A 22,021-nucleotide genomic window follows, 5' to 3' on the forward strand; every position below is an offset into this window, starting at 1 on the left:
ACCAATGGGACGATGGCCCATGCTAATCTCGCCATCGCAATAAGTAAACAAATTAGTTTACTTAATATCGCGCCGCGTACTGGAAATCATCAATACAGCATATAGAATGCTGTACGTATGGTTACGAAAAGACGCGCAGAAACAGGAACCAGATGGCATTCCAAGCGTCTCAAACTACACAAGACCTACTTTATGTTTTTGGAGACTTCCATGACTTCGATGACCAGCAAATCCGCCGTTAAAGCCATTGCCGCCAGCCTGATCGCCGTCAGCCTGCTGTCCGGTTGCGCCAATATGTCCAAGCGTCAACAAAACACCGCCATCGGCGCGGCCGCCGGCGCCGTGCTCGGCTCCGTGCTCACCGGCGGCGACGCCATCGGCACCGTGGGCGGCGCCGCGGTGGGCGGCGTGGTCGGCAATCAGACCGGCAAACGCTAAACCCGCGACCCCATTCCAAGAGCCAGCCCCGCGCTGGCTCTTTTGTTTTGCCCGCCGCGCCCATATCATCAATACAACAGCACCACGGGCCACGCCATGACCTCCTCCGCACGCATGAATTGGGAACGACTCCTCTCCACCAAACGCTTCAAAGTCATTCAGGGCCACGTCAAGGAAACCCGCACCCCGGCCACCGAAGAAGGCAGCCCGGGCTTGCGCACCGACTTCCACATCGACCACGACCGCGTGGTGTTCTCCAGCGCCTTCCGCCGGCTGGGCCGCAAAACCCAGGTGCACCCGCTGGCGCGCCACGACCACACCCACAACCGCTTGACCCACAGCGTGGAAGTGGCCAGCGTCGGCCGCAGCCTGGGCAACCGCGTTGGCATGATGATGCAGCACGCCCATCTGCTGCCGGACAACTACACGCCGCACGATATCGGCGCCGTGGTGCAAGTGGCCTGCCTGGCTCACGACATCGGCAATCCGCCCTTCGGCCACACCGGCGAATACGCGTTGCGCGACTGGTTCCGCGCCGAACGCAACGCCCACTGGCTGCACGGCCTGGCGCCGGAGGAAATCCGCGACGTGCAGACCTACGAAGGCAACGCCCACGGCCTGCGCATGCTGGCCACGCTGGAAATGTACACCGGCGAAGGCGGCATGCGCCTGACCGCCGCCGCCCTGGGCGCGCTGATCAAATACCCGTGGACATCGGACGCCGAAGCCGCCCAGGCGCGCGACAAATTCAACATCTACCGCACCGAACTGCCCTATTTCCAGCGCGTGGCCTCGGAGCTGGGCCTGCTGCCCAAGGGCGTGATGCAATGGAGCCGCCACCCGCTGTCCTACCTGATGGAGGCCGCCGACGACATCTGCTACGCCATTCTGGATCTGGAAGACGCGGTGGAGATCGGCATCCTGGACTTCAAAGAGTTCGAAACCCTGTTCTCCGGCTTCACCGAATACGAACGCATCTGGGACATGCAGGACGTGCGTCAGAAATGCGGCACCCTGCGCGGCATCGCCATCGGCCGCTGCGTCAGCGAAGTGGCCGAGAAATTCATGCTGCACCACGACAGCCTGCTGCGCGGCGAATTCCCGGCCAAGGACTTGATCAACCTATGCGGCGCCCAAGTGCAGGACGCGCTGATCCACGCCAAGGAACTGGCCAGCACCCGGGTTTACCGCCACCGCACCAAGCTGGTGACCGAACTCGCCTCCTACCCGTGCATGGCCGGCATCCTGGACGCGCTGATCCCCGCCGCCCACGCCTACGTCAGCAAGGGCGCCGAGCGCCTGAGCCCGCGCGAGCACCTGGCCATGGGCTTGCTGGAACAGCACATCCGCAGTGACGACAGCCTGTATCAGGCCTATATGAAAGTATTGGACTTCGTCGGCGGCATGACCGACAACTACGCCGCCAACCTGGCGCGCGACATTTCCGGCGTGGGCATTCTATAACTCCGCCCCGCCGCAATTCGGCAGTTAAAAAATCAGAAAGACAGGAATGCAGCACACCACCCGTTTTTGCATCGTCCGCCATGGCGAAACCGACTGGAACCGCGAATATCGACTGCAAGGCCACACCGACATCCCCCTCAACCCCACCGGCCAGGAACAGGCGACAAGCCTCAGCCGCGCGCTATGGCCGGGACGCTACGCCTTCGACGCCCTCTACGTCAGCGACCTGACCCGCACCCGCCAGACCGCCGCGCCGCTGCAGGCGCGATTGAATCTGACGCCCACCTTCAGCGCCGAATTGCGCGAGCGCCACATGGGCGTGTTTCAGGGCCTGACCTACGCCGAGGCGGAACACAGCATCCGCGACGACTATCTGCAACTCAAATCCCGCGACCCGGACTACGATCTCAAGGGCGGGGAAAGCCTCAACGCCTTCATGGGCCGCATCCGCGACGGCTTCACCGGCATTGCCCGCCGCCATCTGGGCCAGACCCTGCTGGTGGTCACCCACGGCGGCGTGCTGGAAATGATGTACCGGCTGGCCACCGGCAAGCCGATGTCCGAAGCCCGCGACTTCCCCATTCCCAACGCGGCCTTGAACTGGCTGAGCTATTGCGACGGGCAATGGCGGCTTGAACAATGGGCCGACGAATCCCACCTGGCCACCGCGCTGGACGAAATTCAATAGCAAGACGGCCGCAGCCCCAAACGGGGCGCGGCCGGTCGCCAACTACGCCAAGGCCAGCAGAGTGCGCGCGATGGTTTCCGCCGACGGCAATTCCGTTGAGCGCCACACCAAGCGGCTCTTCGAATCCACCAGCAAGACCTCCGTGTGGTGCGCGCTCAAATCCGTCCGACGCTGATTGAACGTGGCCAGCATCAAATCCAGGTCGGCCAGCTCGGGGCGGGCCGCCCGCCAGCCTGGTTTAGGCCGAAACCGGGCCAGCCACCGCCGCAGCTGTTCCGGCGAATCGTTCAATGGGTCAAGACTCAACGACAATAACTGTATCCGCGCCCGCTTTGATTCCGGCAGCAAATCCTGCACTTGCCGAAACGTCGCTCCCTGGATCGGGCAGACATTGGAGCAGGCGGTGAAAATCAGCTGAACCGCCGTCGCGCGCCGCTGCGACAAGGCGTGAAAGCTGCGCCGTTGACCATCGCTGTCATTCAGCATGAAGTCCGGCAGCGGTAGTGGCGGAGAAATCTCTCCGTGCGCCAGGGCCAGATTTCCGGCCCACGCGGTTTTGGCCAATGCGGCCGGCCCCGCCAGCCATAAAGGCGCCAGGCCCGCCAAGCCCATCGCAAACCTCCGCCGTCCCGGATTCAACGGCGCGCCGTCCTTGCCTTGCATGCTAATGCCCCTGTAGAAAAAGCCATAAAGCCCGGCATTCCGCCGCGCTCAGCCGGTAGCGCGGCATATCCGTGCCGATCAGGATATCGGTCGGGTCTTTCCCGCTACGCAACATCTCGCAAAAGCTCGGTTCGGTATACGCCCGCTCCGGCCCCCCGCGCCTGGCGCTGACCTCCGTCAAGAAGCGCGCGCCCAAATCCGGCGCAAACCGGCCATCCGCCCGCGCCTGATCCTGCAGGCGATGACAGTTGGCGCAACGCGCGTACTCGCTGTCCAAGGGGCGGTTATGGACATACAGCTGGCCGACCAAGGCGGTCTGGCCGTAGAACAGCCGGCCGCCGTCCACAGCCTCCTCCCCGCCGGCCGCGCATGGCGTCCCCCACAGGGCAAGCCCGCAGGCGAGCGCGCCCAAGCCGCGTTTAATTGATGGCGATGATGCGAGCGACACTGGGCACCCCTTGCGGACTCATCGCGAACAACATGTAGTAGCCCGGCAAAACCGCGCCGCTATCCGCGGGAATCTGCAGGGAATAACGCATTTCCCCCGCCATCGGCGCGAGTTGCGACACCGACAAAGCGATCCGACGCTGATCGTTGTTGACCGAATGCGTCACCGCGGACAGCCTCATCAAGGCGAACTGGCTCGCCGCCTGCTGCGTTTTGACTTCGATCACGCTCCCCGGCCGCGCCTGCGCCGGCGCGGCGCTAATCACCGGCCGAGCCGCCGGGCTGCCGTCCGCGTTCAACAAATAAGGAGGGGTCAGGATCTCCGCGTTCAAGTGATTTTGCGGGCAGCCGGCGCCGCACAAGCCGCCGCCGCCGACAAACACCCGCCCATCCTGCAACAGGATCGCCGTGCTATGGTAGGTCCGCGGCACCTGCATGGGCTTCAAGGGCTGGAACACCTGTTTCGCCGAACTCCACAGCTCCGGCGTCAGCACCGCATAGGAGTCCGTGAACGGCTGCGGTATCGTCTGTCCGCCCACCACCACCACGTCGCCGTCGGGCAAGGCCACCGCATTGGCGAATGCGCGGCGATAGCTCATTCCGGGCAGCGACTTCACCTTCACCTGGGCCTTGGGTCCGCCGCGGATATCGATCAGATGGGCCGAGTTGCTCGCATAGGTGGTGCCCGTGTTCTGCTGATAAGCCGGCGCGCCGCCCAGCTTCAGAATCAGGCCGGCGTCAAACATCACCGCATTGCCGTTGATGCTGTAAGGATCATTGCCGCGCGTCCCCGCCGAAACGATGCTGCCGGCTCCGCTGGTGCCTATCCAGTTCATCTGAGCGCTGGGGCCGGCATGGAACACCGTCCCGCCGCTGCCGGCGAACAGCCATAAATGGTTGTCGCCGCGGTACACGCTGCCGTTGGCGTCCTGCGGATCGGGGCCGATCACATTGTTTTCCGGCACGCCGGAAAGCACGGTCCAATGACCGTTGCCCCACACCTCCCCGCTGCGGTTGGGCCGGCTCTTGCTGTTGTAGCCGCCGCTCCAGGAACCGCCCAAAGTCAGCACCCGGCCGTCCGACAACACGGTATTGGCCTCATAGCCCCGCGGGATGTTCATATTGCCGCTGGCGCTCCAGCGCTTGGCCGCCCAATCGTATATTTGCGTTTTGGGGCTGCTGGAGCCGCCGTTGATCAGCAGATTGCCGTTGGGCAACATCGACGTGCCGGGGCAGAACAGATTCGCGCCGGTGGTCACCACCGTCAACGGCAGCGGCGCGTTCTTCGCCGCGTCGAACAGCGCGGTATAGGTCTTGCTATTGCCGTTGCCGCTGTCCCCGCTGAAGGCGTCGGGAAAATCCGCGGACCACATCATCAACTTGTTGTCCGGCAGATTGGCGACGCCCACCGGGGTGACCGGCAGAGGAATCACACCGCTCCAGGCGGAGGGAAGCGCCGCGCTTTTGGCGCCGGGATAATCGAACATGAACTGGTCGTTCACCTGCGCCTTGCCCTGGCACGGCCATTGCACCACCTTGGTTCCCTGCGTCGCAACGCCGGAAAAGATGTTCACGCACTGGCCGCTGGAGGCCGACACGATATGGTAAGTGCCGACATCCACCGGCTGGATTTTCCACTGATCATTGGCCACCGCCACGCTTTGGCATGGCCACTGAATCAGCTGAACGCCCTGGTTTCGGCTTGAAGCCGGCACATTCAAGCACATCTGCGATTTCTGCGAGACGATGTGGTAAAAGCCGTTTGCCAAGGGCACGAAAGTCCATTGCTCATTGCTCCCCGCCGAGCAAGGCCATTGAATGATGCCGGCTCCGGAGCTGGTCGAACCGCCGCCGACATTCAAGCACTGCCCGCTATTCACCGCCACGATGCCGGTGGCGGCCGCCGCGCTCACTTCAGGACACAGCAGCCATGACACGCCGAGAACACCGCTCGCCAGCGTCATCAATCCGTTTCCAAGCTTCAACATGAAGTCCCCTTAATAGCCTGTTCAAAGTCCGCTGCGCCCCCTGGGCGCAACACGGCGAATCCATCTTCAGAGTGCCCCTCCAGCGCCTGTTTATTCCTCGTCTTCAGCCGCAAGACCTTGCCTCGTCTTGCTCGCAGGGCTTTGGACAGGCGCTTATAAATCGCTTGATCCACACACGTCACGGCATGCCAAGATGCCCTCCCGATCCTTTCCCACGGCCGGATCGGCCGGCGCCGGACACTGCCGCCACTCTGATGGCTCGCCCCAACAAAAACAACAAAAATTTACAACAGATAATGATTTTTGTATCAAATACAGTACACCGTCCTGGAGGAAAGACCCAAAATCGCCGGACGCTTGAAAACAGAGGCGCTATTCAGAAGTACTTTTCAATTAAATTAATATATTAACAATAAGACAGGACATGTTCTCCCGCCCTCCCCATGCGGTTGCTGTCATCCGCGGGGCGCCGGCACGACTAAAGGGCAGGACAGGGGTCCGTCACCGCCCTCGCCACCCGCGCCGCAGGCAAGCAAAACCTCAAGGCCGGATGTACCGCAGCCGCGCCCGGCCCTAAAATAGGCTTAAACCATCCGCAAAGGAGCACACCATGACCCTGCAAAAAACCGATCAGGAATGGCAAAGACAGCTGACGCCGGAGCAATACCGCGTCACCCGCCAGGCCGGCACCGAACACCCGTTCAGCGGCGAACACTATACCCGCACCGAAACCGGCGATTACCACTGCGTCTGCTGCGGCACCCTGCTATTCCACAGCGACGCCAAATACGACCCCGGCTGTGGCTGGCCCAGCTTCTGGGCCGAAGCCGCCGGCGCGCGCATCGCCCGCATCGTCGACACCTCGCACGGCATGGTTCGCACCGAGGTGCGCTGCTCCGAATGCGACGCCCACCTGGGCCATGTGTTTCCGGACGGCCCCGAGCCCAGCGGCGAGCGTTATTGCATCAACTCGGTGGCGCTGGGCTTCACGCCCAAGCCTTGAGGCCGCCCAGGTGTAGGGAGACAAAGTTATTGACAACTCAAGGCAAATAAATTGCGACTCGCTCAAAGTCGATAAAAAAGCATTCCATTAAAACCCCAAAGGCAAATTCAACGTCATACCGTATCAAAAATACAACACAGAATAGATTTCATCTGTTCTGTGTTTTTCATTTCAACTCAACAGCAGAATAAAAAGCAAAGCCTGCCGACTACCCCCGATATCCGATCTCCGAATTACTCCTCAGTAACCCATTGAAAATTACCTATTATCCCTTCGCAAATCCGGAATCACCTTCAGATAAAAATTCCGAAATCTAGAAAAGCATCCATGGCAAAAATTGGCTCAAGCTCATCCTGGAGCCATCTTTTTCACCCACTCACCAAAATTCCATAATCATAATTTTTCGTAGAATATAGTTTCTACGGAAAAACAGAAGCTTAGGAAGGATTTAAACTAAAAAATTGCTATCGCCTCGCTAGGTCGGAGGCTAGAATTTAGAGGACATGCAGAAAAAACATGAAAGGAGAACTTGCGTCTAAATAGCAAAAAGGACACCACCCATATAGAGAAGTGCCCCCTTAGCCAGTGCTGAGAAACCGCACGGTACTTTGAAAAACCTTGGCAGGTTCAGTATCGTCGAACACCTCACACTGGTCAAGATCCCCGCACGTCTTTTTCCCCTATCTCGAGCTTCGGGATGGAAACGTGCGCCCTAAAAATCTTAGGAGATCGACATGGCCAGTCAAATCTATGAAGTTTTAGTTGCCGCAGTTTGCAAACTACTTAATTCCACTCACCCTGTCCGTGATGCATTCCACAAGCACGGAAATGGCTCCTATCGCGGTATGTGCCCGTCAAACAAAGGGATTGACGGCTGCATACCCTATGAGTCCGGGCTAGCCCGCGACGCGATCAGGCTTTACAACTTAGCGCCCGAGGTCATGCTCATCATTCCGGAGCCGTTCGTTCTGGACTACGAGCTCGACGGTGAGGCCCGTAGCTATACACCAGATTTTTTGTTGCACCTACGCGACGGTAGACGCGCTGTTGTAGAGATCAAGTATCAGGCGGAAGCCAACACCCCTGAGAACCAACGCCGTTTCCAAGTGATCGCGTCACTGATCGAATCCGCAGGTGGACTTTTCGCAGTCTTGACCGAAAAAACGCTGCGAGACAAGGTCTTGCTGCACAACCTTGGATTGGTTGAAAGCCAGCGTCATCGACATATCCCACTAACAGCCAAGGCCGCAATGCTTCAAATCCTCAGAAAGGGACCCGCCTCACTGGAAGCCCTCAGTAGCGCAGCGGCAGATGTCCAACTGGTCTATGCCGCCATTGCTCAGGAATGGCTTGCAGTCAATCTCAGCAAACCGCTGCGTCCCAGCACCTTGATCCGGGGGATATGATCATGTCACTCCAGATCATTCTGAAAAGCCCGAAAGGGCTTTCCGACCAAGAACCACCGGTCAGTGCTCAACAGCGCCCATTCGACAGCCATTCCCCTCTTGCCCAAACCTCGGCTTTACGGCGGCAGGCCTATACTGATGCCTTCAATGCTCAGCGTAACCCTTGCTACACCAAACATAAGCTGGAAGCGTTCATCCAAGACATTGCCCAACACATCGGGGATCGCAACCCACCCTCTAGCAGCACGCTATATCGATGGCATACACGCCTGCAGAGCAGCGGAGGCAACCCCTTGGCGCTCGTGCCTAACTTTGACCGCCGCGGAGGAAAAGGCCCACGAATGGAAGGCGAGTTGCTCCTCTTGGCAGAGGCCACAATTCAAACAACCTATTTGACGTTGAAGCGCCCATCCATCCGCATCACCTATGAAAAGCTGCTTATCCAGATTGCTGCTCACAACGATCAAGCGCCTGCGGATAAACAACTCAAAGTCCCCTGCTACGACACCTTCCGACGGTTGGTTCGCAATCAACCCCAGTATGAGGTCGACCTTGCCCGCTACGGGCGCGAGTACGCCCGCAAAAAGTACCGGCATAGCAGCATCACACCCGCCACGATGTATCTGCTGGAACGCGTCGAAATTGACCATACGCCGTTCAACATCTTCGTCATCGATGAGGAGTCGATGCTGGTGCTGGGGTGCCCGTACATCACGGTGACCATCGATTGCCACACTCGCATGATCCTGGGCTTCTACTTGTCGTTCTCACCGCCCAGCATCGAGGCGGTGCTGCGTTGCTTGCAGCACGCCATCGGCAGCAAAGACTATGTGAAGGAGCGGTATCCCGACATCCAGCATGACTGGCCATGCCATGGCATACCCACCAGCGCTGTCGTCGACAACGGATTGGAGTTTCACTCCCAGGACCTGCTACGCGCTACTTTCGAACTTGGCATCAACTATCAGTTCTGCCCGCCTCGCACGCCCTGGTTCAAACCCATGGTCGAGCGATCGCTGCGGACGCTGGCGGAACAGTTCGCCCATCAGTTGCCTGGCACCAGCTTTGCCAACTGGTTCGACCGCTACGGCTATGACCCATTGAAGGAGTCCATCGTCACCTTGTCAGAGCTGGTCCACGCTCTGCACATCTGGATCATCGACATCTACTCCCAGACCTACCATCGAGGTCTGAAGCAGACCCCATACACCGCGTGGCAACGCGCAGCGGAAATCGTCACGCCTCGCACCATCGATTCAGATCGCTTACGACTGGTACTCTCCAAGCAGGCTGAACGGGTACTAGGTCATGCCGGCATTGAGCTGCACGGACTGCGCTACAACAGCAAAGATCTGCTCCCTTGGCGCAAACAACTCGGCGACCGCATCAAAGTGCAGGTCCGTTTCGATCCAGGCAACCTGGGCTCGATATTCGCCCTCCACCCGCAGACCAAAGAGGCCATGCTCGTTCCCTGCCTCACCCCGGACTACGCCGAGGGACTGCAACTGCACCAGCACAAGCTGATTCTGGCCGCGATGCGCAAGGAAGGCCTGGCATCCGCTGATCCGCTATCGCTGGCTCGGGCCAAGGTGCACATGCAGGAGGTGGTCGGCCAATTGCTACAAAGCCGTAAGCTGGCCGATCGCAAACGCGCCGCTCGGGCCAAAGGTGCGCACTCAAGCAAGGTGATGACCACCGGCAAGCTGCCTCCTACGATTTCAGAGGACGCGGAACTCCCCCCGACAGACAGCTGGTCACCGCCCAGTACGTTGCCCGTGCTCGCGCACGATCCGGAAGGAGATGACCATGAGTGAGCGTTATACGCTGGCAGACCTTCGACGGGCGGAGCGGATCCAGATCCTGCATCCACAATTCAGCACGGCGCTGGAAAGGCTGTCGCACAGCCATGCCCTGTCGCGCCAAGGCGCCGCTGCCAGGCATCTGCTGCTGATTGGCGCGTCCGGCACCGGCAAGACCTCGGTGCTGCACAGCTTTGCCAAACAGCACCTCAGCTACGAAACGGAGGAAGCAACGATACGCCCGGTGGTGTATGTCCAAGTGCCTGCCCACCCGACCATCCGAGGCCTGGCGGAGGCCATTCTGATCGCGCTAGGGGCCGGCGTTCAGCTCCGGGGCAGCACCGCGGAGAAAACCAACCAGATCGTGCAGCTGATCCGCGGCGGTAAAACCGAAGCCTTGCTGCTGGATGAGTTCCATCACTTCGTCGACGCCGGCCGTAGAACCTTCGAGGAGGTCACCGAGTGGCTGAAGACCCTGATCGATCAGATCGCCATTCCCACGGTACTGTCCGGCCTGCCAGAGTGCGAGTGGATCCTGCGCTCCAACGAGCAGTTGCGTCGTCGCTTCGCCGCCCGCGTGGCGCTGACGCCGATCGGTTTCTCCTGCAACGAGGACAAGTCCTTGTTCCGCGACGTCGTCCATGCCTGGGACACGCAGATCAACCAAGGACGCCCAACCTGGGGACTCGCCGAGTGGGAGTGCGTCAGGCGCCTGCACTATGCCAGCAATGGCCTGCTCGGCTATCTCTCCAAGGTGATTCTGGGGGGATTGGAATGCTTAATTGAACAGGATCAGCACAATCTCGACCAAAGCATTTTGGCCATGGCTTTCTCCAACTATGTCTGGCGAGACAGCCCGCCTGAGCTGAATCCCTTCGATACCAACTTTGTATTCCGACGCCTAAACCAGCCTGACGAGCCATTCGAGCCCACCCGGTTCTCCCGCCGGAACTCGCCCAAAGCCGCCATCCCCGCGTTGTAAACCCATGAGGATCGCCTTTATGGCGATCCTCCAACGGAACACATCATGACCTCCCCATTACTGCAGATCCGCCCCAAGCCGCTGGCGGGCGAAAGTCTGCTGGGCTATTGCCTGCGCCTCGGGCACGCCAACGGCTACCCGGGACAAACCTGGTTACCGCTATTCGTCAAAAAAACCAACGCCGCCAGGCAGAATCTAACCCTGCTCACAGGCCATGATCAGACCGGTTTGGAATGCCTGGCAGGCCCTGCGCCAGCCAGCCTGGGCCGTCACAGTCACCATCGGCTCGGGCTCAAGGTGACGTACTGGAACCACCATCATCGCCGCTGGTGCCCCGTCTGCCTGGCCGAGCACGGCATCTGGCAAACGGAATGGCTGCTGACCCTGCAAATAGCCTGCCCAACCCATCGCCTATTGCTGCGAGAAAAATGCCCCGGTTGCAACCAACTCATCCGTTGGCATCAGGGCACCATGTTTACCTGCAGCTGCGGCGCCGACTTGCGCCATGCCGCCACACGCCCAGGCACCGCTGCCGAGTTGGCTCTCGCCAAACTGATTGCCCAAGCCATCCGGCCGCTGATCGATTTGCCCGACCTCGCTGTCAGCAACATCCCCACGCCGCCAGAATTAGATAATTTACATCCGGCCCAACTATGCGACCTGCTTTGGTTCTTTGGCGCCTATGCATCGCACCGTCCCAACACCCGGCCGCAGAAAATAGCCGATCATGGCCGGATCGAAATCATTCAGCCCTATCTGCAGTTGGCCATGCAGATCGCCCAGCACTGGCCGCAACGCTTCCATCAACTGTTGGAGGAGTACACGCTGCCCATATCCGGCAACACGGCATCGTTGCGGGTCTACTTGCGAGAAATACATCAGGCCCTCTACCGACTGCTGATCCATCCAGAGTTGCTATTTGTACGGGAAGAATTCGAGCGTTATGTCCATGAGCGATGGCCGGACAAACTGATCCTGCAGCAGGATCTGCGTCAGGCCCATCCCATCATTAGCTTGGCCAAGGCAGCGGAACAGCTCAATCTCTCAAGAGGCGCGGTACACAAGCTGATAGAAAACGGCACGATCAAAGGCTGCCAGTCCTCATCAGCGAAAGGGAAAACCATTTGGCTGGTAGAACGCAGCTCGCTGGATGCCTACGTCCGCAATGAGCATGGCACTCTGTCGATCTCGGAAGTGGAACGTATTCTGCGCATCACCCCAAAACGGATCCGTTTGCTGATTGAAAGTGGTCTGCTGCAGCCATTGCCTCACGACAAGAAACGTACTCGATGGTGCTTTCAGTTGGAAACCATCAACGCCTTCCTGGAGCAATTGAACCATGGCCAGATCAGCCCAGAACCGGACAATCCAGAACTGCTATCAGTGTGGGAAATCACCAAACGGTGGATGCAAGGCAGCCAGCCCTTCTTGGCGGTTATCCACGCCTTGCAGAATGGCTCGTTGGAGGTCATAGGCCGGCACCCGGCCGATCATGGCCTCCGCGCGTTGCTGGTTTCCCGACAGCAATTCACGCTCTGGCATAAGCAATACCGCCGCTCCCGCGGTTTCTTCACGGTCAGGGAGGCGGCAACTGCCATCCAGATGGACGTCAACCTGCTCTATCACCTGATTGGGACTGGGCATGCCCACGCCAGCCAGCAACAGTATGGTTATGAGAAGCGGATGCTGCTGGGTCTGGAAGCCAAAGAGCTGGAACGGCTGACCAACGACTACATCTGGGGCGAACGCTTGGCGGAACAGATCGTTAAACCTGTACACAAGGCCGCCGGGCACTTGATCAAACAAGGACTACATCCTCTCTGCGGGCCAACAGTAGACGACGGGAAAGAGTATGTGTTCAGGCGTACCGATGTGGCAGCAAAAATGACTTGATTACCCGCTTTCGTCGGATTGCTATATTTCCAATTGGCACAGTGTCTAAAGTCCTACCCTCTTGTTTGACACAGAGTTTTTGCCGTGCAGACCAGCTATGATGTTTTTTTATCAATAGCTTTTGTTAAAAATCCGATTTTGCTAAGGAAATCATGATGCCTGACTACCCGGTAATAGAAATCTCTGTTCATGTTCCGGCTCAAATGGCGGATAGAATTGCCCAAATGGCAAGTCGACTGGGACGCTCTCAAGACTGGATCATGCAACAGGCGCTATCTGCCTGGATAGAACGAGAGGAAGAACGCGAACGTCTTACTCAAGAAGCACTTACCGATGTCGATCTTGGTCAGGTGGTCAGCGACGAAGCTATAAATACCTGGGCGGAAAGTCTAGGAACAGAAAGTTCAATTCCATTACCAAGGAAAGTGGGTCAGTAGAACCCCTTCCAAATTTATTGGGTAATACAAGCTGTGTGCACAGGTACATGGAAGGTCGATCACTTGAGCCGGACTGACCTTTACTCTTTATGAAAGCTGCACCTAACCTTCCAGTCTCCGTAGCCATACAACGGTCGATCACTCTGTCTACAAGGATACAAATCATGCAAAAATCTGAGCCAACCGTCTCCTTGGAGGAGGCCTCCCCAGAGGCCTATGACGCTTATGTACACCAAGCAGTCCAAGCAGCCATAGATGATCCTTCTCCCGGCGTACCGCATGAAGAGGCAAAAATTTATTTTGCCAAAAAGCGCGCAGAGCTACTGAGTCGTTTGGCTGGTTGAACGGTACTGTCCGTAAATTACCAAAACTCAATGCTGGGGGAACGTCGCTGCGGTTAGTCTGCTTTGCACACAAATCGAACATACCATTCAAAATCAAAAATCTGTATAAGATCCCCGACGTCCCCCCCCCCCTCTACTGAAAACGGGGAGTGTCGGTCTCGCACCAAATCAGCTGGCAGCACCTGCTAGACTCGCCCGCCAGCGAAAAGCTGCTTCGCATCATGAGGATCGGCCGCACTGCTGAAAGCATTCTGGGAAACAAGAAGCTGGCGGGAGCCTGGCTCCAGCAACACAACATCACGCTGAACGCATCCCCGCTCTCGCTGATGGATACGGAATTAGGAGGCGGACTGGCTCAGCGAGTACTCGCGTCCATTGAGCATGACTTGCCGGTCTAAGGCAGCCAAGTAGGGCACAGCCGTCGCGCTGGAAATGGGTCAGGCTGGCAAGAGCTTTTCGACATGTGAGCGTGGTTTCAGCTTAGCCTGCCAAAGCTCCCAGGCAGTCTGCATGCCGAGCCACAACTCTGGACTCGTACCCAAGGCCTCGGCAAGTCGCAACGCCATATCTGCGCTAATGCCAGCGTGACCGTGCAGAATCCGCGACAAGGCCGCTCTGGTCACTCGCAGCTTACGGGCAGCTTCCGTCACGCTGATGCCTTCCAACCATTCTTGCAACACCTCGCCTGGGTATGCAGGGTTGTACATGCTGCTCATGCTGAAAACTCTTAGCAATAACCTTGACTGCTCCGAGCCTAGTAAAGCATGCGAGCTCCCGCCTGGTTAGACCGTGCTTGAGGGTTTCGTGCTTGGAAAATATTTTGCTTTCTGGCGCAGCAAATCGCTTCATATTGGCAGACGACAACCATTCATGACAAAATCCTAAAAAGACTATCATCTATCAAGACTCACCCCTAACAATTGCAAGACCAGCTAGAAGTTGCAGGAGATACCGCTTTTAGTTCCCACCATAGAAACCCGACTTCCTAGCAAAAATTCAGAACCTAGCATCCACACCAAGCCCAATCGGGTACCCTGAGGAGGCTCAATGGCCGTCGTGAATCGTTCCAAGCTAGTGCGCATCACAGTACGCAATATTGGCTGTATCGGCAATGACGGGGTCGAAATCGAACTAGACAACGTGGTCTGCTTAGTCGGCAAAAATAATGCCGGCAAATCCACCATCTTGCGCGCGTATGAGCTAGCCAAAGGCTCAGCCGCCTTCGACCTAGCGAAGGATCGCTGCCAATACGCTCCTGAAGACCAGCCATCTGAAGTATTGCTCGAGGTGCATATCCCAGAAGGCATTGGAAATGTCGATGCCAAATGGAAGACTGAGAAAAATGGCCTGCTGATCGTCAAAAGCCGATGGCAGTGGACAGGCCCAAGCTACCAGAAGGTACGCACGACTTGGGACCCAATAGGTGGACCCGATGGTGACGGAGCATGGGCCGATGAAGGGAAAGCCGGAGGCGCAGATCCCGTTTTCAACTCCAGGCTGCCACGTCCGCTACGAATTGGCTCGCTAGATGATGCCGCGAAGACCGAGGAGATGCTACTAGCCCTCGCTCTAGGGCCACTTCTTGCAGACCTCGAGAAGGAGCGCATCAACCCGGAATCCGATCTCTTCAAGGCGATCTCCAGCGTATCTGATCACCTTAACATTCTTAGCGACGCACACGAAGAGCATTTCAATACCATCGCTAGCCGTGTCGCCACTGGCTTCAAGGGCGTGTTCCCTCAACTGGACGTCAGACTAAAGATTGGTGCGTCCCCATTGGTCCCGAAGCTTGGTGATCTGATTAAAGGAGGATCAAGCCTCAAAGTCCAAGATGGTGCCGCCGAAACAGCGCTTGTCCAGCAGGGTACGGGTGCCCGACGCGCACTCTTCTGGTCAATGCTTCAGGTTCACAACGAGTTGTCGCGAGACAAAGAAGTCCGACAGGACTACCGGAAGCGACTCGAGAAAGAGATTGGCGAGGCTGAGAAAAAACAAGGGAAAGCGAAGGAAGCAGACAAGCCCGCTCTGGACAAAATTATCGCCACACTCAAAGCTCAGCTTGACTCCCTCGATGGGGGAGCGCCAATTCCAGACAGCCCTGATGATCCAGCTTTTCCTGGCTACCTACTACTGATCGACGAGCCAGAGAATGCGCTACATCCAATGGCAGCACGAGCAGCACAGCGCCATCTGTATGAGTTAGCAGAAAGCCCCGATTGGCAGGTCATTATGACAACCCATTCTCCCCACTTCATCAATCCGTTCCTGGATCACACCACCATCGTACGTCTCGAACGTGTTGGGGATAACGAAGCGGCCCCCATCACACCCAAGACGTACCGGTCCGATTTGATTGAGTTTGAAGCTGACGACAAGGAACGCCTCCAAGCTCTACAGCACATCGACCCCAGCTTCTCAGAAGTGTTCTTCGGGTCTTATCCAGTGTTGGTCGAAGGCGATACAGAGCACGCAGTTTTCATGTCATCAATCCTTGAGCGTCAGCATGGGCTGATGGATCGAGTCACGGTCATTCGCTCACGGGGAAAGGCAACTCTGGTACCACTCATCAAAGTGATGACGCACTTCAAGATCGACTTCGGTATCGTTCACGATATCGACTCGCCATTCAAGAGGAACGGAGACAAGAACAGCACGTGGACCGAGAACGAAAAGATCCGCAATGCAATCCTGAATGCCCGCGCAGTCGATCTTGCAGCTCGCCACAGGATCAGCATCCCAGACTTTGAAAGGTTCCTTGGCGGAGAAGAAGAGTCCAAAAACAAACCTTTAAATGCTTACCTTACCGTGGCAAAAGATGATGCACTGGCTCTGCGTGTGCAAGAGCTGATAACTGCCCTCCTAACATCAGAACAGCATGAACCTTTTCCCGATGGAACCCTAGGGGAAGGAGGCTACTTACACTGGCTCAACACAGTCATTCAAGCGTGGGCTATGGAAACTGGGAGAGCTGAGGAAATACGATTTAAGGGGCCATAAACGCCTGAGAAAGAGTTCCATATGGCAATTACCAAAGAGTTTCTGAGTCAAAATTGGAAGGCTTTACACTGCTGGCCCAACGAAAACCATGAGGGTAGGTCAGTTTGGCCAGAATCATCCCAAAACGACTTGGTCATTAAAATCATGACCACACTGAAAGACTGGCTGCTTGAGATAAAAAGATTACCCATTGGCAAAAACTTGATGACCAGAAAGCCGAAAAAAGCTGCCAACCTACTGGTGATCCTAACATCGGCGTGCTCGCCCTACATTTACTCATCAATAAAATCTGAATTTGAATTTGGACATCACAATAACAAGACACCGCTCGACTAGCGGAAGAATTTGGGTATAACGGAACAGGTATTGGATCAGCTACTCAACCATCTTGATTCACTTGCAGCCATGCCTTACGACAACATTGCCATTGGTTGTGACGGCCGACATTTCCAGCCTACCGATCTAATCTGATCTATTTTTAGTCATTAAGCGAGAAAAACATGACCCCCAACATGACAAATGAGTTTCAACAAAAAACAAACGAAGCATTCTCCATTATCGAAAAAATCATGGAGAAAAATCCACCACAACCGCCCATGAACAAGCATGAGGCATTTCTAGAAGGCCTTAGAAAAAAGATTCTCTCCCATGCTATTTCCGGCTTTATCGTCATGCTAATCTTTGCTGTAGCATCATACCTTTTCCCCATCAGTGAGCTACTCAATACTACCTTCACGCTTAGTTTGTTAGTACAGCTAACGGGCCTAGTCCTCCAACTAATAATAATTGGCTCAACAATACCATTTGCTTGGGAAATGATAAAAAAACCGCACGCACAATTTTTACGTCTAGTAAAGAGAACATACAACTTCGATATAGAACATGTAGAGCTGCTATCAAAATGCGACCCTGCCACTTTAAGCTACCTCCTTATTCATTACAAAAACCAACGTACAGCACTTGAAAAACGAAGCTCACTTATTTCAGGATCAGTTGAGAAAATTGGCTTCATGCCGGCCATATCCAGCTTAGTTGTTTTATATCTTAGCCTAACAAAATTCCCCATTATTCAAAACTGGATAAATTCTTTAGTGTTTTTATTACTTGCATTCTATTGCTTAAATATTTCAATTTTTGCAATGCTACAAAAACAAGACAGAGTTATTTCCCTCCTTGAATACAGCATAAGCTCTCGCTCCTAGCCTATTAATTAATGCAACTGAACAGGCCGCATCGACCCGAAGCGGGCGTCCACGCCCGTAACTGACTCCCCTGAAAGCAGTCGTTATTGCCTCCACTGCGCCGTCAGAGCCAGAATTCGCCAGCAGCTGAGTTTTCACAAGGAGGTCTTGTGGGTAGAAAGTCCAGAGAGAAGCGCGAGCGTCGACTTGCCAAGAGTGTAGAGAATTCTGATTTGCTACTTCGCCAGATGATCAGCTTACACAACCATTTTGGCGAACGCACACAGGTGAAAGACAGCTTCCTCGCCCAAGTAAGGGAAGCCCGTGCACTCCTCCGCCAGTACGACGCCGCAGACGTAGCGCTTGCGATTGGCGTGTCCGAACTCTGGCCGGCGAATGCAGGCAGTCAGGTCAAACATGCATTCGTCTGGTGCGTACTCCTGGAGACCCCGCTCGAGGACCGAGGCGGTAGAAGAATCGAGAGCTATACCGACTTCCAACAGTTTATTGAAGCTCTTTATGCTACCTTACCCCACTTCCCAACACTTGAAGACTTCTCTCCTGAAGCGGATTGGGGACAGATCAGGGCGGACCTCGGCGGCCGGTTCGTACCAGTTTTCTATGGCAGTAGCATCGAGCGAGTGCCGGACTTCATTGAGGCCTTTCGAATCACATATTCTGATGTGCCCGACGCCCTGGCTCAGATGGACTTGGTCGTCGCACTGCAGGCACTGATCATTGAAGCTATTCCACACCTCGCGCAGTCCGCTGTTGTCGATGCGGAATGTGGCCACGTGGAGCTTCCCCCAGAAAATTTCTGGCTCCCGTGCACGGATGTTCTGCAAAACATCGATCAACAGAGTGCTGCCTGGCGCCAACGCGCGGGAAGCTCTCTCGACGGGCAGGTCGGTGGCTATAAAGCGCCGCTGACGTGGGACTCGTTCGGCAACGCAGCATTCACTGGCGATGCAGTTCCCTTCTTGGGCGTCAACATCGCCGGGACCTGGTATCCGATGGCGGTACGAAGTGCTCCGGGAACGGTCGTCGACCATTGGGCAAAGAAGAACGCATCTGGTGTTAGTGCGGAGGTGCACCGAAGGCTGGGCAGGTATGTCTTCGAGCGCTTTGACGACACGCTGCCAGGCCCGGTGATGTTGGTTCTCGACAGCGAGGTGTGCAGAGAGCTTCCCATCAGCAGCGTGACTTCCACGGCGACAGGTGTGTATCTTATTTGCGCTTGTGATCATGAACTACTCGACAAGCAGTCAGTGATCGCAGCCACCGTTCTTGCTAAGGCCCAGCAGGTAAAAAACATTCGCTTTAAGATTGTTGAAGGTCCAGAGGTCCTGCTCTCGAAGGATGGCATCAATGGCCCGTCAACCGATGAGCTTCACATCATCCTAGTGCCTACTTTGGCGGCTACCTCGGCGGGGCTCCTCAACCTTCCTGACGAACCGTTGCGACTCCTGCCGCTTGCGGATTTCATCACCATATTCGACGGCCTTCAGACTCTGGAGGATCTACAGCGCTATTGGACTTTTTGCGATCGACACCAGTCGACCCTGACTCCCTTCTCCCGCGGTCCTGCCGATCTGTTCGCCTCATTCAACGACGCGGACGAGGTTCTGGTTGATGGCGCCGTCGAACCAACGATGATCAGCCTTGACCCGAGTTGGGGAACCTCATCGAGATTCAAAACACTCGCTGAGTTCTGGTCGAGGGCCCCTCGCGTCTTTCCTGATCATACATCTGCATGGCGATTGAGCGAAGGGACCGAAGGCGTCATCGTAATGAGCTCGCGCGGCGGCAAGGTCATCGCCTACTCCACTCTCGTCGGCAATTGCACCGTTCAAGCCTTGCTGGAAATCAAGGACGATCTGGGCCTAGAAGACGGGCACATGGTCAACCTGTTCATCCAGATCCTCGCCGACAGCTCTTTCCGATGCCGTGGGCTGCTGGCTGCCGCGCCACTATTCCAGCAGGACCATGTTCTGTTCGTCTGCAAACGCGGCGCGTCCAACACCATCATCGGAGATGATGAAGCGAACTCTGGCGGGCCTCAGAATGCAGGCCCGGTCGTAACTGCCGCCAAAGGAAGCTTCGGCAGAACTGCAGTTGTTCATTTTGATATCAATGTTCGTGCGGTGCTCGCAGGTTTGACCGACGCTCCCGATGGGAGTTTCGAGGTGCAGTGCCTTGTGGAGGCGATTCGCAAAAGCCACGACGCCCTTGACATGTCGCTGCCAGAGGGGCTGGAGGGAGCGGTTCTTTCAACGTCGGGTGAGCTTGCGCGATACACGCTGCGGGTTGCCAATCGGCGCGTCGACGTTCCCGACCACCCATCAGTGGTCATTCCGAGGATGTCGGACTACAAACTGGCTCGTAAGCAACTCGCTGAAGTGATTCGAGACCAGGGTTTGGTACCAGGCCAATACACGCTGTCGGAGGCCAAAGAGAAGATTGACCTAGCCAGCACCCAGTTCAGGCTTCGCATCGAAGGGCGACTCGCTCAGCTTGACCGCCTTCAGCTGATTCGAACTTGCATCGAACAGCACGATGCGCTTCTAGCGACCGAGCGAGAGCGGATTGAAAGAGCCCGCCAGAGCCTGTCGCACGAGGTGGACTACGACCGAGTCGACGCTATTGAAGAGGCGCGCCAGCAGTACGGCACAGTAGCTCGTCACTATCGATATCTGCTGGAGAAGGCCATTAGCAGCAAGGTATCTGGACCCAGCGAGGTTACTCCCGATGTGCTGCGCGAACTGGTAGGCAGAGTTGACTGGCTCATGTCGCTTGCCGGAGCGAGCGACGTCCTCCACAACGGGGTCGATGTTGCAGGTATCACCATCGACGATTCGTTTATCCCAGAGATCTTCTACTCCGACGGTTCCAACGACCGGGAAGCTCGGTTCGCGCGTGAGTACGCCAAGACACGTCTAGGTCTGGGTGAAAACCGCAAGGACGTGGTTGAGGGAGAATCGGAGGCCTTGTTAGAGTCAGCCGATTTCAATAACGCTTTTGAGACCGACCTTGGGTTCAACCCGTCGGACCTGTTCACGTCTATATCCGTGCTGGCCCAAGCTCAGCGCCGCGGTTTCGCCAAGGAGCTTTCGCTTTCCTACGGCGCCAGCCCAGACAAGCTGGCAGAGAAGCTTGCTTCCGATATCAAGGACCTTGGAAAAGAGAAGGCCGAGCGCATCGTTGCATTCCTGACCCTCTCAGAGACCGGGCTTCTACACCTCGTCGGCCGGGACGTTCAAGAGGTGGAGGTGCCCTACTGGGAACACAACAAGCGAGCTCACCGATACGCCATCCGGCCACTTGTGCGGGTCGGTGATGAGTTGCGCTGGGGAGCGGAGGCGGCGAGTCGCTGCATGTTCAATTGGATGTCGTCGGTACGCGATGGCTACCTGCCTGCCGATTTCGGTTGGCCCAACATCGAACAGGCTGTTCGGCGAGTAAAGGCTAGCATCGAGAAGCGGCTGGAGTTCCACAGTGAAGAAATATTTTCTCGGCATGCTCCATTTGTCGCGCGGGGCATCGACTTCTACCGGAGGTTTCAAGCCGAAGGATTCGAAGATGTTGGCGATTTCGACGTCCTCGCGTATTGGCCTGACCACAACCTCTTGGTCGCGGTCGAGTGCAAGTACAACCAGCCGGCATACACAATGAAGGACAGTCGCCGGATGCGCGAAAAGATATTTGGGCGCAAGGAGGACGACAAGGGGCAGATCGGAAAGGTGCTCCGCAGAGGTGCCTTTTTGGAGCGGCACCGAACCCGGATGCTGGAGCTTCTCGGATGGCCAAAGCCCGCCAGCGTTCCAGAACGCTATGTCGAGCTCTATGTCAGCAGGGACATCTACTACTGGATGGTTCACCCGCCCTACCCTGTGCAGACCCACTTTGTAAGAATTTCAACTTTGGATTCATGGCTGAAGACCGAGCTCTTCATGATTGCTGACATGCCTTGAGCCTTTCGAATCAGGTAGAGCGGTAGCCATAGGTTTCCTTTAACAAGATGCAGCCATTCCAGACATCAGTCATATACGGTAACTTTTTGCGGCCACTTCAGAGTTCGGGACATCTTGACCAACAGATTTGGTCAACAACTGCGTAGAAAAGTTAGTTTTTTGCAGGAACTCTGCACCTGATCAGTCTTGCTACACCGACAAGAAAGTGCAAAAAGTCTTACCAGACAAGGGAGGCTTTTTTCACTAACTTTGCTTCCCTACACCAGGTCTGCCGCTGAACTGAACCCCAAACCAAAAAGGCAGCGCCGCCACGATCCATG

Annotated in this window: 19 protein-coding genes; 15 read left to right on the top strand and 4 right to left on the bottom strand. The window is 56.5% G+C overall.

All coding sequences use genetic code 11. The annotated features are described in order from the left end of the window. Positions 1-210 precede the first annotated feature (210 nt). The 3 genes from ACODSD_RS09880 to ACODSD_RS09890 all read left to right on the top strand — a co-directional run bounded on the left by ACODSD_RS09880 (position 211) and on the right by ACODSD_RS09890 (position 2,590). Positions 211-438: a YMGG-like glycine zipper-containing protein gene (locus tag ACODSD_RS09880; protein ID WP_081545093.1), complete on the top strand. Its 228-nt coding sequence runs from the start codon at positions 211-213 to the stop codon at positions 436-438. Positions 439-534: 96 nt separating this feature from the next. Then, positions 535-1,902, top strand: a complete 1,368-nt coding sequence (locus ACODSD_RS09885) for a deoxyguanosinetriphosphate triphosphohydrolase (RefSeq protein ID WP_227107673.1) — start codon at positions 535-537, stop codon at positions 1,900-1,902. 46 nt (positions 1,903-1,948) lie between these two features. Then, positions 1,949-2,590, top strand: coding sequence for a histidine phosphatase family protein (locus tag ACODSD_RS09890; RefSeq protein WP_488877283.1), 642 nt, complete (start codon positions 1,949-1,951; stop codon positions 2,588-2,590). A 42-nt stretch (positions 2,591-2,632) separates the two neighbouring features. Here ACODSD_RS09890 and ACODSD_RS09895 read toward each other — a convergent pair whose 3' ends face one another. Genes ACODSD_RS09895 through ACODSD_RS09905 form a run of 3 tightly spaced genes read right to left on the bottom strand, consistent with a single transcriptional unit; the run spans position 2,633 to position 5,688 of the window. After that, positions 2,633-3,253 carry an SCO family protein gene (locus ACODSD_RS09895; protein ID WP_488877284.1) on the bottom strand — a complete coding sequence of 207 codons (621 nt, stop codon included), beginning with the start codon at positions 3,251-3,253 and terminating at the stop codon, positions 2,633-2,635. Position 3,254: 1 nt separating this feature from the next. Continuing rightward, on the bottom strand, positions 3,255-3,665 hold the full coding sequence (locus ACODSD_RS09900) for a hypothetical protein (protein WP_488877285.1): 411 nt from the start codon (positions 3,663-3,665) through the stop codon (positions 3,255-3,257). Between the two features lie 7 nt (positions 3,666-3,672). Continuing rightward, positions 3,673-5,688, bottom strand: coding sequence for an RICIN domain-containing protein (locus ACODSD_RS09905; protein WP_253314144.1), 2,016 nt, complete (start codon positions 5,686-5,688; stop codon positions 3,673-3,675). A 610-nt stretch (positions 5,689-6,298) separates the two neighbouring features. Between ACODSD_RS09905 and msrB the strand changes: the two genes are divergently transcribed. The 8 genes from msrB (at position 6,299) to ACODSD_RS09945 (ending at position 13,950) form a co-directional block, all read left to right on the top strand. Beyond that, positions 6,299-6,691: a peptide-methionine (R)-S-oxide reductase MsrB gene (gene msrB / locus ACODSD_RS09910; protein ID WP_488877286.1), complete on the top strand. Its 393-nt coding sequence runs from the start codon at positions 6,299-6,301 to the stop codon at positions 6,689-6,691. Between the two features lie 734 nt (positions 6,692-7,425). Continuing rightward, positions 7,426-8,097 (top strand): TnsA endonuclease N-terminal domain-containing protein, encoded by a 672-nt coding sequence (locus tag ACODSD_RS09915; RefSeq protein ID WP_445989453.1) that lies wholly within the window; start codon positions 7,426-7,428, stop codon positions 8,095-8,097. A 2-nt stretch (positions 8,098-8,099) separates the two neighbouring features. Beyond that, positions 8,100-9,911 (top strand): transposase, encoded by a 1,812-nt coding sequence (locus ACODSD_RS09920; protein ID WP_488877287.1) that lies wholly within the window; start codon positions 8,100-8,102, stop codon positions 9,909-9,911. Then, a complete protein-coding gene (locus ACODSD_RS09925) occupies positions 9,904-10,878 on the top strand; it encodes a TniB family NTP-binding protein (protein WP_488877288.1) in 975 nt (324 codons plus the stop codon). Before ACODSD_RS09920 ends, ACODSD_RS09925 begins: the two co-directional genes overlap by 8 nt. Positions 10,879-10,923: 45 nt before the next feature. Further along, entirely contained in the window at positions 10,924-12,771 is a 1,848-nt protein-coding gene (locus ACODSD_RS09930) for a helix-turn-helix domain-containing protein (RefSeq protein WP_488877289.1), read from the top strand. A gap of 155 nt (positions 12,772-12,926) precedes the next feature. Then, positions 12,927-13,208: a CopG family ribbon-helix-helix protein gene (locus ACODSD_RS09935; RefSeq protein WP_488877290.1), complete on the top strand. Its 282-nt coding sequence runs from the start codon at positions 12,927-12,929 to the stop codon at positions 13,206-13,208. Between the two features lie 164 nt (positions 13,209-13,372). Beyond that, positions 13,373-13,552 carry an antitoxin PaaA2 family protein gene (locus tag ACODSD_RS09940; protein ID WP_231464321.1) on the top strand — a complete coding sequence of 60 codons (180 nt, stop codon included), beginning with the start codon at positions 13,373-13,375 and terminating at the stop codon, positions 13,550-13,552. A gap of 149 nt (positions 13,553-13,701) precedes the next feature. Beyond that, positions 13,702-13,950: an antitoxin Xre/MbcA/ParS toxin-binding domain-containing protein gene (locus tag ACODSD_RS09945; protein WP_488877291.1), complete on the top strand. Its 249-nt coding sequence runs from the start codon at positions 13,702-13,704 to the stop codon at positions 13,948-13,950. A 39-nt stretch (positions 13,951-13,989) separates the two neighbouring features. Here ACODSD_RS09945 and ACODSD_RS09950 read toward each other — a convergent pair whose 3' ends face one another. Further along, the gene (locus ACODSD_RS09950; protein WP_488877292.1) at positions 13,990-14,268 is read right to left on the bottom strand and encodes a HigA family addiction module antitoxin; all 279 of its coding nucleotides are present in this window, start codon (positions 14,266-14,268) and stop codon (positions 13,990-13,992) included. Between the two features lie 331 nt (positions 14,269-14,599). Here ACODSD_RS09950 and ACODSD_RS09955 point away from each other — a divergent pair, with 331 nt between their 5' ends. The 4 genes from ACODSD_RS09955 (at position 14,600) to ACODSD_RS09970 (ending at position 21,701) form a co-directional block, all read left to right on the top strand. Next, positions 14,600-16,549 (top strand): ATP-dependent nuclease, encoded by a 1,950-nt coding sequence (locus tag ACODSD_RS09955; protein ID WP_488877293.1) that lies wholly within the window; start codon positions 14,600-14,602, stop codon positions 16,547-16,549. Positions 16,550-16,570: 21 nt separating this feature from the next. Continuing rightward, the gene (locus ACODSD_RS09960) at positions 16,571-16,885 is read left to right on the top strand and encodes a hypothetical protein (RefSeq protein WP_488877294.1); all 315 of its coding nucleotides are present in this window, start codon (positions 16,571-16,573) and stop codon (positions 16,883-16,885) included. A 164-nt stretch (positions 16,886-17,049) separates the two neighbouring features. Continuing rightward, positions 17,050-17,751, top strand: a complete 702-nt coding sequence (locus ACODSD_RS09965; RefSeq protein ID WP_488877295.1) for a hypothetical protein — start codon at positions 17,050-17,052, stop codon at positions 17,749-17,751. 149 nt (positions 17,752-17,900) lie between these two features. Then, entirely contained in the window at positions 17,901-21,701 is a 3,801-nt protein-coding gene (locus tag ACODSD_RS09970) for a hypothetical protein (RefSeq protein WP_488877296.1), read from the top strand. Positions 21,702-22,021: the final 320 nt, after the last annotated feature.

The organism is Chromobacterium sp. FG22, from assembly GCF_057809415.1.

Coding starts and splice junctions, on each gene's coding strand:
- ACODSD_RS09880 (WP_081545093.1), top strand. CDS start 211: ATGACTTCGATGACCAGCAAATCCGCCGTTAAAGCCATTGCCGCCAGC.
- ACODSD_RS09885 (WP_227107673.1), top strand. CDS start 535: ATGACCTCCTCCGCACGCATGAATTGGGAACGACTCCTCTCCACCAAA.
- ACODSD_RS09890 (WP_488877283.1), top strand. CDS start 1,949: ATGCAGCACACCACCCGTTTTTGCATCGTCCGCCATGGCGAAACCGAC.
- ACODSD_RS09895 (WP_488877284.1), bottom strand. CDS start 3,253: ATGCAAGGCAAGGACGGCGCGCCGTTGAATCCGGGACGGCGGAGGTTT.
- ACODSD_RS09905 (WP_253314144.1), bottom strand. CDS start 5,688: ATGTTGAAGCTTGGAAACGGATTGATGACGCTGGCGAGCGGTGTTCTC.
- msrB (WP_488877286.1), top strand. CDS start 6,299: ATGACCCTGCAAAAAACCGATCAGGAATGGCAAAGACAGCTGACGCCG.
- ACODSD_RS09915 (WP_445989453.1), top strand. CDS start 7,426: ATGGCCAGTCAAATCTATGAAGTTTTAGTTGCCGCAGTTTGCAAACTA.
- ACODSD_RS09920 (WP_488877287.1), top strand. CDS start 8,100: ATGTCACTCCAGATCATTCTGAAAAGCCCGAAAGGGCTTTCCGACCAA.
- ACODSD_RS09925 (WP_488877288.1), top strand. CDS start 9,904: ATGAGTGAGCGTTATACGCTGGCAGACCTTCGACGGGCGGAGCGGATC.
- ACODSD_RS09930 (WP_488877289.1), top strand. CDS start 10,924: ATGACCTCCCCATTACTGCAGATCCGCCCCAAGCCGCTGGCGGGCGAA.
- ACODSD_RS09935 (WP_488877290.1), top strand. CDS start 12,927: ATGCCTGACTACCCGGTAATAGAAATCTCTGTTCATGTTCCGGCTCAA.
- ACODSD_RS09940 (WP_231464321.1), top strand. CDS start 13,373: ATGCAAAAATCTGAGCCAACCGTCTCCTTGGAGGAGGCCTCCCCAGAG.
- ACODSD_RS09950 (WP_488877292.1), bottom strand. CDS start 14,268: ATGAGCAGCATGTACAACCCTGCATACCCAGGCGAGGTGTTGCAAGAA.
- ACODSD_RS09955 (WP_488877293.1), top strand. CDS start 14,600: ATGGCCGTCGTGAATCGTTCCAAGCTAGTGCGCATCACAGTACGCAAT.
- ACODSD_RS09960 (WP_488877294.1), top strand. CDS start 16,571: ATGGCAATTACCAAAGAGTTTCTGAGTCAAAATTGGAAGGCTTTACAC.
- ACODSD_RS09965 (WP_488877295.1), top strand. CDS start 17,050: ATGACCCCCAACATGACAAATGAGTTTCAACAAAAAACAAACGAAGCA.